This is a genomic window from Variovorax dokdonensis (genome assembly GCF_030316895.1).
Classification (GTDB): Bacteria; Pseudomonadota; Gammaproteobacteria; order Burkholderiales; family Burkholderiaceae_C; genus Variovorax; species Variovorax dokdonensis.
The window spans coordinates 247,411-261,836 of record NZ_JASZYV010000001.1; the positions used below are offsets into that span (position 1 = coordinate 247,411).

At 63.6% G+C, this 14,426-nt stretch carries 11 protein-coding genes; 5 read left to right on the forward strand and 6 right to left on the reverse strand.

Features of this window, described 5'->3' with window-relative positions; genetic code table 11:
* The first annotated feature begins 16 nt into the window (after positions 1-16).
* Positions 17-367 (forward strand): DUF1428 domain-containing protein, encoded by a 351-nt coding sequence (locus tag QTH91_RS01120; RefSeq protein WP_286658195.1) that lies wholly within the window; start codon positions 17-19, stop codon positions 365-367.
* Positions 368-514: 147 nt separating this feature from the next.
* Here QTH91_RS01120 and QTH91_RS01125 read toward each other — a convergent pair whose 3' ends face one another.
* The 6 genes from QTH91_RS01125 to QTH91_RS01150 form a co-directional block, all read right to left on the reverse strand.
* The gene (locus QTH91_RS01125; protein WP_286658196.1) at positions 515-2,524 is read right to left on the reverse strand and encodes a DEAD/DEAH box helicase; all 2,010 of its coding nucleotides are present in this window, start codon (positions 2,522-2,524) and stop codon (positions 515-517) included.
* Complete coding sequence (locus tag QTH91_RS01130; protein ID WP_286658197.1) at positions 2,521-4,263, reverse strand: DEAD/DEAH box helicase; 1,743 nt, start codon at positions 4,261-4,263, stop codon at positions 2,521-2,523. Before QTH91_RS01130 ends, QTH91_RS01125 begins: the two co-directional genes overlap by 4 nt.
* Positions 4,264-4,421: 158 nt before the next feature.
* Positions 4,422-4,928 carry a hypothetical protein gene (locus tag QTH91_RS01135; protein ID WP_286658198.1) on the reverse strand — a complete coding sequence of 169 codons (507 nt, stop codon included), beginning with the start codon at positions 4,926-4,928 and terminating at the stop codon, positions 4,422-4,424.
* A gap of 155 nt (positions 4,929-5,083) precedes the next feature.
* Positions 5,084-5,353 carry a hypothetical protein gene (locus QTH91_RS01140; protein ID WP_286658199.1) on the reverse strand — a complete coding sequence of 90 codons (270 nt, stop codon included), beginning with the start codon at positions 5,351-5,353 and terminating at the stop codon, positions 5,084-5,086.
* 424 nt (positions 5,354-5,777) lie between these two features.
* Positions 5,778-7,748, reverse strand: coding sequence for an acetate--CoA ligase (gene acs / locus QTH91_RS01145; protein WP_286658200.1), 1,971 nt, complete (start codon positions 7,746-7,748; stop codon positions 5,778-5,780).
* Positions 7,749-7,783: 35 nt separating this feature from the next.
* Positions 7,784-9,427 (reverse strand): acyl-CoA synthetase, encoded by a 1,644-nt coding sequence (locus tag QTH91_RS01150; protein ID WP_286658201.1) that lies wholly within the window; start codon positions 9,425-9,427, stop codon positions 7,784-7,786.
* A gap of 136 nt (positions 9,428-9,563) precedes the next feature.
* On the opposite strand from QTH91_RS01150, the gene QTH91_RS01155 reads away from it, so the two are divergent.
* The 4 genes from QTH91_RS01155 (at position 9,564) to QTH91_RS01170 (ending at position 14,423) form a co-directional block, all read left to right on the forward strand.
* Complete coding sequence (locus QTH91_RS01155; protein ID WP_286658202.1) at positions 9,564-11,522, forward strand: hybrid sensor histidine kinase/response regulator; 1,959 nt, start codon at positions 9,564-9,566, stop codon at positions 11,520-11,522.
* Positions 11,519-12,265: a response regulator transcription factor gene (locus QTH91_RS01160; RefSeq protein WP_286658203.1), complete on the forward strand. Its 747-nt coding sequence runs from the start codon at positions 11,519-11,521 to the stop codon at positions 12,263-12,265. Before QTH91_RS01155 ends, QTH91_RS01160 begins: the two co-directional genes overlap by 4 nt.
* Before the next feature lie 122 nt (positions 12,266-12,387).
* Complete coding sequence (locus tag QTH91_RS01165; protein ID WP_286658204.1) at positions 12,388-12,696, forward strand: DUF485 domain-containing protein; 309 nt, start codon at positions 12,388-12,390, stop codon at positions 12,694-12,696.
* On the forward strand, positions 12,693-14,423 hold the full coding sequence (locus QTH91_RS01170) for a cation acetate symporter (RefSeq protein ID WP_286658205.1): 1,731 nt from the start codon (positions 12,693-12,695) through the stop codon (positions 14,421-14,423). The genes QTH91_RS01165 and QTH91_RS01170 overlap by 4 nt, the downstream gene beginning before the upstream one ends.
* The last annotated feature ends 3 nt before the right edge of the window (positions 14,424-14,426 follow it).

The following is a 14,426-nucleotide window of genomic DNA, read 5'->3' on the forward strand; positions in this document are numbered from 1 at the left end:
CAACAGGAGAACTGCAATGGCATACGTCGATGGATTCGTCGCCTCCGTAGCGACAGCCAGACGCGCCGAGTTCGTGGAACACGCGCAGTCCATGGCCAAGCTATTCAAGGAGTTCGGTGCGATCAGCGTTGTCGACTGCTGGGGCGACGATGTGCCGCCAGGCAAGCTGACGTCGTTTCCGCTGGCCGTTCAGTGCAAGCCGGACGAGACGGTCGTCTTCGGCTGGGTCACCTGGCCATCACGCGAGGTGCGCGACGAAGCCTGGAAGAAGGTCATGGCCGATCAGCGCATGCAATCTGCAGGGGTGCCGCCGTTCGACGGCAAGCGGATGATCTTTGGCGGGTTCGAGATGGTCTCAGCCCTTTGACTGAAGCGGACGTTTCGGGCCCGGTTCTGCCGATCGGTCTCGACCAGTGGACGGCGGCTGAGCAGCGATAGTGGCCTCCCAAACTTCAATGCACAAACGTCTGAACGACGGTCAGAAGCAGACCTTCAGTGGCCGAGTGAGGCCCTTCTACTTGACAACGTCGAAGAGCGCTTCCAGTTCGGGAGGTAGGTGCTGGGAAGATATGAGAACAAGGCGTTGCCCAGCTCGCGTCATCGCCATGTATAGCTTGCGCGCATTGACTTCTCGGAGCTCCGACTGCGCCTCTTCGCTGAGGCCAACCTTCTCGCTGCCAGAAAAGAGCTGTTCGACGCCCACCAGGAAGACGACACTTGCTTCGAGCCCTGTTGCGGTTTCCACGTATGCCATGCGCAGGTAGTCTTTTCCATACCCACTGGGAGGTGCCTTCTTCTGGCCCTTTTCATTGAACCACCATACCTTCCCGACGCCTAGTTGCCTAGTCAGCTGTTCATGGAACGCGGACCGCTGAACGGCGTCACCATAGATCAGTAGCACAGCACTTAGCGGAAGTACATCCTCTGCCGCAATGGCCGATACCTCAGCCAGAACCCGATCTACACCATCCTGCGGTGAATCTGTGTAGATCACCATTGGGCGTACGCCCGGTTCCATCCCACGAAAGTCAGGACGCAAGTAGTCCTCGTCGTTGCCACTTCCCAGTTTCGCCAGCACGCCGCTTGCAGCTTCTAGGATTGCTCTTGTGGTGCGATAGGATTTTTGCAGCTTCCTGGTTCGCCCAGCTACCTCAAGGCCCGCACTCTTCCAACTCAAACGGTTCTTCATGAAACCTTGATTCGGATCCGCGCACAAAAATAGTTGTCCGTCAGGAGCCGTAGACAGCTTGACGACCTGAAACCAAGAAGGCGCGAAGAACTGTGCCTCATCGATCAGAATATGGTCGTACTTAAGAATCCGATCCGTGCTAGCGCCGGCCAGACATATGTCCCGCGGCAGCGCGCTCCACATTCGCAGTCCTGACGCCTGAAGGGATGCAGCGACTGCTTGATATAGCGACCAGATTTGCTCGCGCTCCCTAGGCCTGAGCGAGAATCCACGGCCGGCGCGATTGACCTCAAGATATGCCGCCTCGTCCAGTACTAGGGCCTCGTTGATGAAATCCATTTCCGCGATGAGCTGGCCGTCCGACAACTTGATGTCAGGCCACCTCGAGCGTGCCTGTTTAACTAGGTATGACACAACATACGGATCACCCGGCATCTTTGGCGCACCGCCAAACGCGTAGCGCCACTGCTGACAAGTCCAGCTGAAGAACGTGCTGATCTCCAGGCTCTCCGGTATCCCACCCCGGACACGATGCAACCGTTCCTTGATATCTGCCACGACCGGAGTGTTGTGGATGAGGATAAGCAGCCTTTGCTTCGGGAAGAGCTCCGCAAGGAGAAGCGCGCGATTCAGAGCGATCAATGTCTTTCCACTGCCTGCCACGCCGTTAATCAAGCGTACGGAAAAGTCGCGCGCTGTCGAAGCCTGGTCCCCTGGGAGCTCTAGGTCCAGCTTGGACGCCAACTCCTGTTCTTGATCGAGAAAGTGGCGCTTAAGGCTTGCACGATTGTCTCTGTTGAAGAAGCGTCGAGTGGTGCAGGCAGCCGGGATTTCTACCTCCGGGAAGTGTGTACCTCGGAATGAATCGCTGACTTCTTCAGATAGAAGAGTCAAGGACGCTTCCAGGATCTTGCCAGTCCAGCTGCTGAACTGCTCTCGCGAAACAATGCGGGTGCCGTACTTAGGTAGGTACTGCATCATCAGTGCCCGCGCTTCTTCGATGGAGCACGACCACATGATTACGAGCACCTTGACCAAAGCGGCAGGCTGTCCCTCGAGGCAGGCCATCTTCTGCAACGACGCTAGGCGTCGTTCGAATAAGGTTCTCGCATCCGTGTCAAACAACTGCGCTGGATCGATCTCTCCAAACGGCGCTTGTTCGACTGCAACGATGAGCCATCCCTTGGAACGATGTTCAACGAAGAAATCTACGATTCGGTGATCCGCCGTTAGAGGGCGTCGGATGACGTAATCGCCGTCTAGCACACTGAGCATGCGCTTGACGTGAACAAGCCTGGCAGGAACTTTGACCCACTCAGGTATGAATGTGGTCATGCTGACAAGTCAACCTTGAAGCACCGCGAAATCAGGTCGCAATACTGTGCGATCCAAGGCAAGACATTCTTGTCCACCAAGCCCAGCTCACGCGAGACCTGAGGGCCAATGACAATCAGCTTCGACTTGGGCCTCGTAATGGAGACGTTCAGGCGCTCGGGCTGAAAGAAGAATGGTGCCACTGCCCCCAGAAAAGCCTCGTCGCCTGTGGCTAGCGAAAGAATGACGAACTCGCGTTCCTGCCCCTGCATCCGTTCAACCGTGTCGGCCACTATTTGTCTCCCCAAGTCACCTCCAAAGTGACTGCGCAGCAAATTCCGAACTGCCCGCCCCTGGGAGCGGTACGGTGTCACAACCCCAATCTCATGAATAGGTACACCGCCTCCGACGGCCGCAGCGCACAGTTCGACAACAAGCTCTGCATCACGAAAGTTGCGCGTCTTGGCCGTGATGTCTAAGGTGGGAATGAAGATCGAGCTTTCCGAAGGTTCAAAGACATTGGCCAATCGCGCTGGTACGTAGTTGACGACCAACCTTCGGTCTCTGTTTGTGCCAGCCGACACCAGTTTTCCCCCGTAGTAGGCCCGGCTTGGCCAATCCGTGAGCCAGTGGTTCATCCGATAGGTCTCGGCGAGCATGGTTGTGTGGTCGGCATCCTTTGACGTCAACACCCCAAAGACCGATGGTGCGTTTTCCGCCAAGACGGACCGTGAGAGCACGACGGGTGGAAGCTGTTTCTGATCGCCGATGAAGATGAAGCGCTTGCCCTTGCGCATTGCCATGAGTGCGAGCGCAACTGTAATCTGACTGGCTTCGTCGAAGATCACGGTATCGAACTCATAGTTCTCCAGTCGCGCAGTGCACGTTGCAAAGGGGGTGGCACCAACAACATAGCCGTTTGTCGGTCGGCCTTCCCAGGCATCCATGCTCGGATAGCAAGCGACAGCTTCATCCAATCCCTTCCGCTGACTGTCCCGGCCGACCTTCACCGTAGGTACGCCCTGCTCGTGAATCTTGTTGAGGGCATTGTTGATTGCCATGTGCGTGTGTGAGGTCATTAGCACTCGTTCACCCCGTAGAACCAAAAGTCGGGCGATGAGTGATAGAACTCGAGTCTTGCCGGTACCCGGAGGCCCTTGGATGCATGCGATCTGCTCGGCCCCTAATGCCAAACCCACCGCTTCAGCTTGCTTTTGGTTGAATCCCTCGGTCAGTGCGATCAGCTCTCCTTCGCCAACGTCACGATCATCGAAACTGATGTCAAGGTCGCCGCCAAGGAGCGGCAGAACAATGTCGCGTCCGATCCTCGAGGTGCTAATGTCCTCAAGGGCGCGTTCGTAGTACGGCGTTAAGTCCATCCCATCGGGATCCCCATAGCAGCATCCACCGCCATACTCTGCCAACACCGCGGCTGCACGATTGCCCCGCAGTAGCCATCGATCGTCTTCCTCGGCATCAAGTGACAAACCACGGCCGAGAGACGTTGTCAGTGGATCACCGGCGTGCAGAAGCAAGAGATCCCCCTCCCGAAAACGTGATTCGCCATCGCCCAAGTACGCCCACAAGGTGTTCGGTTCATCGGCTCGCTCCAGCCGCGTGAAACTCTGCGACATACCTTTGCCAAGCTTCTCTGGCAGTGATTGATTCCAGATCGCCAGTAGCTTCTCGTTCGCGGCTTGTTGCTCATCGCGCACGAATGACAGGAGGTCGAATAGAAGTTGTGCGTGAGACTGTGCCATGGACTCAATGTTGGTTCGTGGTGCATTCGCGCAGGTCGATACTGGTCAGCCTTGCAATCATTGAGGCAGTTTCGCCATGCCGATCTGAGAAGAGACTACCTCGCACAGCCTAGCTGTCCAAGGTGTCGGCATCTGGTGCACCGCCCTAGTTCGCGCAGCTACGCTCTGCGCTTAGATCTGAAGACCGTGTGGAGCCCCGCACGCTCCGGAAGCGCAATGCGCTGCATCTCCAAGATGCCGCAGCCGCTCAAGATTTGCCGCCAGCTCTTGCGTCGATAGCGCGACGGGCTCTCCTCTGCATCGACTCGCGCGACGAAAGCCATTGCCTCTTCAGAGCCTTCTACAGCCAGGAAGGCTTCAGCCTCTTTCAGCCGCTCGGCCACCGACCAGTACTCGCTGAGTTCGGAAAGAGCATGATCCGTGGCCCCGTCTGTCTCGGGTTCCTTTGCAAACAATGCCTCCCGATACTCGGATGTGGCCATGAAGCTGGTGGTTGCATGGGCGGCTTCGTTCATACCGCGAGCCCATGCTAGGAGCTGGTCCATATGGCGGTCGACGAGTCCATAGCTCTGCTCTAAATGGGCGTCTGCAGCTGAGCACCCTTCAAGCAACCAAAGGTCGAAGCGCTCGAGCAGGTTATGGACGATGTCGTTGCGAAGTGCCACGAGCTCCCTCATTGCTGCGACGGTATCTGAGTAGCCCTGAGGATCAAGCTGCAGCCCACCTCGGAAGGTGAACAAGACTTCGGCCAGGCCCTCGGGGGCCTTGGAGTACGCACTTTCCTCTCGCTCGGAGTCCGTCGATAGGTATGACTCCGCCATCACTTCGACCAGTTGCCCAAGCGATTTCTTAGCAAACACCCGAGGCGCGCCTGGCGACGCTCTTGCCAGTTCGACATCGTCCCACTCGCCTCATGCGAAACGAGGATGTCCTTGGTGAGTAGCTCATACTGCTGAAGACGCGGCAGCACACGGCCAAGCTTTCTAAGCACCTCTGACCGTTGCTCTTGTGTCGTCTGTGGGCGCACCTGAACTTCCAAAATGCTGGCTCGCGCACCATCGGCGCCGAATTCGTGAGTCTCCGCTTCCATGCCCGGCATCATAGGCATCGCGCTTTAGTGCTCGTTTGGCCCATGGTCGCCAATATTGGCAACGCTGCAACTGGAATCGGTCCTTGAGTCGATTGCGCGGACGGGCCGCAAGCGGGCACAAAAGGTACTCCAAATCGCCCGAAATCCGTTGTGAGCGCTGAACGACGCGATGCCTTAGCCAAGGGAATTCGAGGTGCTAGACCGCGAATTCCACAACCATGTTGAAGGAATTTCCCGTTACTGAGCGATACGGCATGCATCCGCCCCGCTGGCAGGCACGTTTGGTTCGCTTATCACCAGGACCTACTTGGACTGGCGCGGCGCCACGCATTCTTGGACCTGGTCATCGACGGCGTCGGCGAGGCATCGGTTCAATGTCGGGCAGGCCAGAGCCGGCCGAGTCCGCCGGATGCCCCTGCCTTGCTCAACTCTTGTTCGCCAACTGCTCCAGGATCGCCGGATTCTCCAGCGTCGAAGTGTCCTGCGTGATCTTTTCGCCCTTGGCCACCGAGCGCAGCAGGCGGCGCATGATCTTGCCGCTTCGCGTCTTGGGCAGGTTGTCGCCAAAGCGGATGTCCTTGGGCTTGGCGATGGGGCCGATCTCCTTGGCCACCCAGTCGCGCAGTTGCGCCGCGATCTTCTGCGCTTCCTCGCCGGTGGGGCGCGGGCGCTTGAGCACCACGAAGGCGCAGATCGCTTCGCCGGTGGTCTCGTCGGGCCGGCCAACCACGGCGGCCTCGGCCACGAGTTCTGTGCAGGCCACGAGGGCGGATTCGATTTCCATCGTGCCCATGCGGTGGCCGCTCACGTTGAGCACATCGTCGATGCGGCCGGTGATGGTGAAGTAGCCGGTCTGCGCATCGCGCACGGCGCCGTCGCCGGCCAGGTAGTAGCGCCCCTGAAACTCCTCGGGGTAGTAGCTGTTCTTGAAGCGCTGCGGATCGCCCCAGATGGTGCGAATCATCGAAGGCCAGGGTTTCTTCACCACCAGGATGCCGCCCTGGCCCCAAGGCAGGTCGTTGCCGGTCTCGTCGACCACCGCCGCGGCAATGCCGGGAAATGGCAGCGTGCAAGAGCCCGGCACCAGGGTGGTCACGCCCGGCAGCGGCGTGATCATGTGGCCGCCGGTCTCGGTCTGCCAGAAGGTGTCGACGATGGGGCAGCGGCCGCCGCCTACGTGCTCGTGGTACCACTCCCAGGCGGCGGGATTGATCGGTTCACCCACCGAGCCCAGGATGCGCAGTGTCGACAAGTCGTAGTTGCGCGGGTGCACCGAAGGCGTGGCCTCGGCCGCCTTGATGAGCGACCGGATGGCGGTGGGCGCGGTGTAGAACACGGTGACCAGGTGGTCCTGGATCATCTTCCAGAAGCGGCCGGCGTCGGGGTAGGTGGGCACGCCCTCGAACATCACTTCGGTGGCGCCCAGTGCCAGCGGGCCGTAGGCGATGTAGGTGTGGCCGGTCACCCAGCCGATGTCGGCGGTGCACCAGAACACGTCTTCGGGCTTGAGGTCGAAGGTCCAGTAGCAGGTGAGGGCGGCATGCAGGAGATAGCCGCCGGTGGCGTGCTGCACGCCCTTGGGCTTGCCGGTGGAGCCGGAGGTGTAGAGCAGGAACAGGGGGTGCTCCGCCTCCACCCATTCGGGTTCGCAGGTGGTGGGCTGTGCGTCCACCAGCTCGGCCATCCAGAGATCGCGTGGCGCCGCAAAAGGCACCGGCGCGCCGGTGCGTCGCGCGACGAGCACATGGCGCACGCTGTCGCAGCCGCCCAGGGTCAGCGCTTCGTCGACGATGGTCTTGAGCGGCAGCGCCTTGCCGCCGCGCATCTGTTCGTCGGCCGTCATCACCAGGACCGCGCCGGTGTCGGCGATGCGGTCGCGCAGCGCATGCGCCGAAAAGCCGCCGAACACGACCGAGTGGATGGCGCCGATGCGGGCGCAGGCCTGCATCGCCACCACGCCCTCGATCGACATCGGCAGGTAGATCACGACCCGGTCGCCCTTCTTCAAGCCCAGGCTCTTGAGTGCGTTGGCGGTGCGGCACACGCGCTCGAGCAGTTCGGCGTAGGTGATGTGCGTGACGGTGCCGTCGTCCGCCTCGAAGATGATGGCCGTCTTGTGCCCGAGCCCGCGCTCGATGTTGCGGTCCAGGCAGTTGTAGGAGGCGTTGAGCGTCCCGTCGGCAAACCACTTGAAGAAGGGCGCTTCGCTGTCGTCCAGCACGCGGGTGAAAGGCTTCTTCCAACTGACGAACTCGCGTGCAAGGCGACCCCAGTAGGCCTGGTGGTCGGCCTCGGCTTCGGCCACCAGGGCTTCGTAGGCGGGCCGGCCCGACACGTGGGCGTTGCGCACGGTGGTTTCGCTGGGCGGGTAGAGGCGGGTCTCGGTCGGGTTCATGGCGGGCTCCTTGGGGACGTTCGAAGGTGGGCGACTCATTCGATGGCGCTGCTCGAGCGAACGCGCTCGCGCAGGACGTATTTCTGGATCTTTCCGGTGGAGGTCTTGGGCAGTTCGCCGAACACGATCTGTTTGGGCAACTTGAAGCGGGCCAGCAGCGGACGGCAGAAGTCGATCAGCTCGGGCTCGCTCACTATGCTGCCGCCCTTCAACTCCACAAAGGCGCAGGGCACTTCGCCCCACTTGGCATCGGGCAGGGCGACCACGGCGGCACTGAGCACCGCCGGATGGTGGTGCAGCGCATCCTCCACTTCGATCGACGAGATGTTCTCGCCGCCGGAGATGATCACGTCCTTGCTGCGATCGGTGATCTTCACGTAGCCGTCCGGATGCAGCACGCCCAGGTCACCGGTGTGGAACCACCCGCCGGCAAACGCTTCTTGCGTGGCGCTCGGGTTCTTGAGGTAGCCCTTCATCACGGCATTGCCGCGGAACATGATCTCGCCGATGGTCTCGCCGTCGGCCGGCACGGGCTGCATGGTCAGCGGGTCGAGCACGGTCACCGCTTGCTGCAGCGGGTAGGGCACGCCCTGGCGGCTGTTGAGCCGCGCGCGCTCCACCACGGGCAGCGCTGACCACTCCGGCTGCTTGGCGCAGATGGCCGATGGGCCGTAGACCTCGGTCAGGCCGTAGACGTGGGTCGTTTCGATGCCCGCCGCTTCGCAGCCTTCGATGACTGCTGCCGGCGGCGCGGCGCCCGCGACCAGCCCTTTGATCGGTTGGTCGATGCCCGCGCGCAATTCAGGCGGCGCACTGATCATCAGGCTGTAGACGATCGGCGCGCCGCACATGTGGGTCACGCGGTGTTCGCGGATGAGCTCGTAGATGCGCACCGGGTCCACACGACGCAGGCACACGCTCGTGCCCGCCGTGAGCGCCATCACCCACGGAAAGCACCATCCGTTGCAATGGAACATGGGCAGCGTCCAGAGGTAGACCGAGCCTTCGGGAAGGGTCCAGGCGATGGCATTGCTCGCCGAGTTCAGGTAGGCGCCGCGGTGATGGGTGACGACCCCCTTGGGGTTGCCCGTGGTGCCCGAGGTGTAGTTCAGGGCGATGGCGTCCCACTCGTCAGCCGGCAGGCGCCACGCATGGTCCGGGTCGCCTTCGGCCAGGAAGCGCTCGTAGTCGATCTCCCCGAGCTGCTGGCCGGCGGGCGCGGATGGGTCCACGACCTCGATCACCAGCGGGCGGCGCTCGCCCAAGGTCGCCAGCGCAGGACCGATCACGCCGGCGAACTCGCGGTCGGTCAGCAGCACCTTCGCCTCGCCGTGGGCCAGCATGAAGGCGATGACGGAGGCGTCCAGCCGTGTGTTGAGCGTGTTGAGCACCGCGCCGCACATGGGCACGCCGAAATGCGCCTCGAACATGGCGGGCGTGTTGGGCAGCATCACGGCGACCGTGTCGCCTGCGCCGATGCCGCGGCCCGCCAGCGCGCCGGCCAGGCGCCTGCAGCGCGCATAGGTCTCGGCCCAGCTCTGGCGCAGGCGGCCATAGACCAGCGCGGTGCGCTGCGGATGAACGTGCGCCGTCCGCTCGAGGAAGGAGAGGGGCGACAGCGCCACGAAGTTGGCCGAATTCTTGTCCAGGCCCCATGCATAGGGATTGATGTGCGTCATGGTCTCTCCGGTTGGCGCACCTAGCATGGCGGACAAAGTTTTCACCATCCCCCTTCAAAAATGACGAATGTTTGCAGCGGGGGTGCAACCAAGTGCCGGAACGCCGCACGGACGGATGCCGAGCCAAGGAGACGTCTTGAGCCACCATCTTTCGCCGCCTGCCGAAGCCCCGTTGGCCCGCTACCAGACACTGCAGGCCGGGCTGGACCTGCTCGACCAGGGGCTGTCGATCTTCGACGGCGCGCTGCGGCTGGTCGCCTGGAACGCCGCCTATTGCCGCCTGCTCGAATTTCCCCAGGACATGGCCTACCTGGGCGCGCCCTTCGAGAGCTTCATCCGCTACAACGCCAACCGGGGCGAGTACGGACCCGGCGACCCCGACGACCTGGTGGCCCGGCGGCTGCAGGCGGCGCGCGCCTTCGAGCCCCACGAGATCGAGCGGACACGCCCGGACGGGCGTGTGCTCCACATCCGTGGCGTGCCGGTGCCCGGGCATGGATTCGTCACCCTCTATTCCGACGTGACGGCCCAGCAGGCGGCCGAGGGCATCATCCGCAGGCAGAACGCCGAGCTCGAAAGCCGCGTGGCGGCGCGCACCCAGGATCTGCAGCGCAGCGAACAGCGCGTGCGCCTCATCATGGATTCGATTCCGGCGCTGGTGGCCTATTCCGACCGCGAGCGCGGCTACCAGTACCTCAACCGTGGCTATGCCGACTGGTTCGGCGTGGACACATCACGGCCCGACCAGGTCAGCGCGCGCGCGTTCCTGGGCGAGGCGGTGTATGCCATCGTCCGGCCCTACGTGCTGCGCGCACGCGCGGGCGAAGCGGTGAGCTTCGAGTACGAACTGAGCACTCGGGCCGGCCAGACGCTGGCGGTGCGAACCTCGATCATTCCCGAGCTGGCCGCCGACGGCAGCGTGGCCGGCTTCTTCGAGCTGACCTTCGACATCACCGAGCAGAAGCGCTCGCAGGAACTGATCGCCCGCGCACAGAAGCTCGAGGCGCTGGGGCAACTGACCGGCGGGCTGGCGCATGACTTCAACAACATCCTGACCGTGGTGATCGGCAACCTGGCGGCGCTGGCACAGGCGCGGCCGGATGATCCTGCCGTTCCGGAGTACGTACAGCCTGCGCTGGACGCGTCGCGTCGGGGCGCGGAGCTGGTCAAGGGGCTGCTCAGCTTCGCGCGGCGCCAGCCGCTCAAGGCGGCCAGCGTGGAGGTGTCGGCGCTCATCGACAGCGTCGCCAGGCTGGTGCGCCGCTCGTTGCCGGAGAACCTGCGCCTGGCCATCGTGGGTGCGCGTGCGCCAGCCCATGCCTGGATCGACGCGGGCCTGCTCGAGCAGGCGGTGCTCAATCTCGTGCTCAATGCGCGCGACGCCGTCCGCCCGGGCGGACGCATCGAGATCAGCGCCACGCAGCAGGTGCTGGAAGAGCCGGCAGCGCAGGCGCTGCAGATGGCGCCGGGGCCTTGCGTGCGCATCGAGGTCCAGGACGACGGCATCGGCATGGACGCGCAGACGCTGGCCCACATCTACGAACCCTTCTTCACCACCAAGCAGCCGGGCAGCGGAACCGGGCTGGGCATGGCGATGGTCTACGGCTTCATCAAGCAATCGGGCGGGGCCATCGACGTGCGCAGCCGGCCGGGGCAGGGCACCACCGTGTCGCTGTGGCTGCCTGCCGGCATGGCGGACGAAGCCGAGGCCGCGCTCGCCGGCCCCGACGCGGGCGCGCCCGGCGAGCGCGGCCTGGCGCTGCTGGTGGACGACGACACGCAGGTGCGGCGCGTCGTGCGGCGCGACCTGCTGACGCTCGGCTATTCGGTGCTGGAGGCGGACAACGGCGCCGAGGCGCTGCGTCTGCTGGAGCGCACCGATGGCATCGCCTTGCTGCTGTCGGACATCATGATGCCCGGCGGGGTGGATGGCCGCGAGGTTGCACGTGCGGCGCGCGAGGCCGGCCGCGCTCGCGCGGTGGTGCTGATGAGCGGCTTCGCTCCCGGCGAGCTGCGCGTGCCCGGCGTGCCGGTGCTGGTCAAGCCCTTCACCCCGACGCAACTGTTGCAAGCCATCGAGGCCACACAGCGATGAGTACGCCTTTCCCCCATCCTGCCGGCGAAGACGGCGCTCCGCCGTCATTGATCTTCGTCATCGAGGACGACCCCGATGTCGCCCGCCTGGTGCTCGCCACGCTCAAGGAGTTCGGCTTCAACGGCGAGGGCTTCCAGACCGGGGCCGCCGCACTGCGCCGAATGCAGACCGAAACACCCGACCTGTGCATCGTCGATCTGGGTCTGCCGGACATGGACGGCCTGGACCTGTTGCGCAGAATCACCACGCTGTCGAGCGCGGGCGTGCTCATCCTCACCGGGCGCGGACATGCGGCCGACCGCGTCATGGGCCTGGAGTTGGGCGGAGACGACTATGTCGTCAAGCCCTTCGAGCCGCGCGAGCTGGTGGCCCGTGTGCGCAGCATCCTGCGCCGGCGCGCCGCGGTGCCCGGTTCGGCGAGCGGCCGACAGCGGCGCTATGCGAGCTTCCTGGGCTGGCGCATCGACTGCGCCGCCAACATCCTGCGCGCCGCCGATGGCAGCGAGCACCTGCTGGGCACGGCAGAGACGCAGGTGCTGCGCTGCTTCGTCGAGCGGCCCCATCAGATCCTCACGCGCGAGCAACTGGTCGGCTCGCGCGATTTGCTGCCCAGCGACCGCAGCATCGACGTGCGCATCTCGCGCCTGCGCCGCAAGATCGAGCGCGACCCGCACGACCCGACCATCATCAAGACCGTGTACGGCGCGGGCTACCTGTTCGCCGCGGACGTGAGCTGGAGCTGAAGGGCGGCTGTCGCGCTGCGCATTTGCGCAGTGAATGCACCGCAATGTGACGAATATTTGCATCGCCGCCCACGCGCTGCGACCGCATCCCAGAATCGCCTCGACCCATCCAGGAGGCATTCATGCGTGATCCGCTCGTCGTCAAGATCCAGTCTCATCCCAAGTACCAGGAGCTGCGCCGAAAACGAAACCGCTTCGGCTGGTTTCTCACGGCACTGATGATGGTCGTGTACTACGGCTACGTCGCGCTCATTGCCTTCGACAAGCCCTTCCTGGCCAAGCCCATCGGTGCGGGCGTGACCACCATCGGTATTCCGATCGGACTGGGCGTGATCGTGTTCACCATCGTCATCACCGCCATCTACATCCGGCGTGCCAACGGCGAGTTCGATCGGCTGACCGCCGAGATCCTGAAGGAGTGCGTGCGATGAACCGCCACTTGTCCCGCGCGGTCGCCGTTGCGCCGCTCTGTCTTCTTGCCGGCGCCGCGTTGGCCGCGGGCGGCGACCTCGGCCAGGCCGAGAAGCAGCCCACCAACTGGATCGCCATCGGCATGTTCACGGCCTTCGTGGTGGCGACGCTGTTCATCACCAAATGGGCCGCAGCCAGGACCCGATCGGCCGCGGACTTCTACACCGCCGGTGGCGGCATCACCGGCTTCCAGAATGGCCTGGCGATCGCGGGCGACTACATGTCGGCCGCTTCGTTCCTCGGCATCTCCGCTGCGGTGATGGCCACCGGCTACGACGGGCTGATCTATTCGATCGGCTTTCTCGTGGGCTGGCCCGTCATCACGTTCCTCATGGCCGAGCGGCTTCGCAACCTGGGCAAGTTCACCTTCGCGGACGTGGCCGGCTATCGCTTCCAGCCCGGCCCGATCCGCGCCTTCGCGGCATCCGGCACGCTTGTCGTCGTGGCCTTCTACCTCATCGCGCAGATGGTGGGTGCGGGGCAGCTGATCAAGCTGCTCTTCGGGCTCGACTACATCCTGGCCGTGATCATCGTGGGCGTGCTGATGATGGTGTACGTGCTCTTCGGCGGCATGACGGCAACCACCTGGGTGCAGATCATCAAGGCGGTCCTGCTGCTGGCCGGCGTGACGTTCATGGCCATCATGGTGCTGGCGCAGTTCGGCTTCAGTCCCGAGGCGCTGTTTGCCAAGTCGGTGGAAGTGCGCACGCAGATCGCGGCCAGCAGCGGCAAGAGCGCGTCGGAGGCGGCCGCGGCGGGCCTGGGCATCATGGGGCCGGGCGGCTTCGTCAAGGATCCGATCTCGGCCATCTCGTTCGGCATGGCGTTGATGTTCGGCACCGCCGGGCTGCCGCACATCCTCATGCGCTTCTTCACCGTGCCCGATGCCAAGCAGGCGCGCAAGTCGGTGTTCTGGGCCACGACCTGGATCGGCTACTTCTATCTGCTCATCTTCATCATCGGCTTCGGTGCCATCACGCTGGTGCTGACCAACCCCGAGTTCGCCAACACCGCCACGGGTGTCATCAAGGGCGGCGGCGGCGCAGCCAACATGGCGGCGGTGCTGGTGGCCAAGGCGGTGGGGGGCAACGTGTTCTTCGGCTTCATCTCGGCAGTGGCCTTTGCGACGATCCTTGCGGTTGTGGCCGGGCTGACGCTGTCGGGCGCTTCGGCGGTGTCGCACGACATCTACGCCACGCTGGTCAAGAAGGGCAAGGCCGACAGTGCGGCGGAGCTGCGCGTGTCGCGCATCACCACGGTCGGGCTGGGGATGGTGGCGGTGCTGCTGGGCATCGCGTTCGAGCGGCAGAACATCGCCTTCATGGTGTCGCTGGCCTTTGCGGTCGCGGCTTCGGCCAACTTCCCGGTGCTGTTCATGTCGGTGCTGTGGAAGGACTGCACCACCCGCGGGGCCGTGATCGGTGGCTTCCTGGGTCTGGCTTCGTCGGTGGCGCTGACGGTGCTGTCGCCCTCGGTGTGGGAGGCCACGCTCGGCCATCCCAAGGGCTCGGCATGGTTCCCGTACACGTCGCCGGCGCTGTTCTCGATGACCATCGGCTTCGTGGGCATCTGGCTGTTCTCGGTGCTCGACCGCAGCGCCCGCGCCGCGCAGGAACGCGACGCCTTCGCAGCGCAGCAGGTGCGCTCGGAGACCGGCCTGGGCGCGGCCGGCGCTTCGGGCCACTGAGCA

What these genes read in the sequence shown, in the direction of transcription:
- QTH91_RS01120 (WP_286658195.1), top strand. Translation starts at nt 17, where the DNA reads ATGGCATACGTCGATGGATTCGTCGCCTCCGTAGCGACAGCCAGACGC.
- QTH91_RS01125 (WP_286658196.1), bottom strand. Translation starts at nt 2,524, where the DNA reads ATGACCACATTCATACCTGAGTGGGTCAAAGTTCCTGCCAGGCTTGTT.
- QTH91_RS01130 (WP_286658197.1), bottom strand. Translation starts at nt 4,263, where the DNA reads ATGGCACAGTCTCACGCACAACTTCTATTCGACCTCCTGTCATTCGTG.
- QTH91_RS01140 (WP_286658199.1), bottom strand. Translation starts at nt 5,353, where the DNA reads ATGGAAGCGGAGACTCACGAATTCGGCGCCGATGGTGCGCGAGCCAGC.
- acs (WP_286658200.1), bottom strand. Translation starts at nt 7,748, where the DNA reads ATGAACCCGACCGAGACCCGCCTCTACCCGCCCAGCGAAACCACCGTG.
- QTH91_RS01150 (WP_286658201.1), bottom strand. Translation starts at nt 9,427, where the DNA reads ATGACGCACATCAATCCCTATGCATGGGGCCTGGACAAGAATTCGGCC.
- QTH91_RS01160 (WP_286658203.1), top strand. Translation starts at nt 11,519, where the DNA reads ATGAGTACGCCTTTCCCCCATCCTGCCGGCGAAGACGGCGCTCCGCCG.
- QTH91_RS01165 (WP_286658204.1), top strand. Translation starts at nt 12,388, where the DNA reads ATGCGTGATCCGCTCGTCGTCAAGATCCAGTCTCATCCCAAGTACCAG.
- QTH91_RS01170 (WP_286658205.1), top strand. Translation starts at nt 12,693, where the DNA reads ATGAACCGCCACTTGTCCCGCGCGGTCGCCGTTGCGCCGCTCTGTCTT.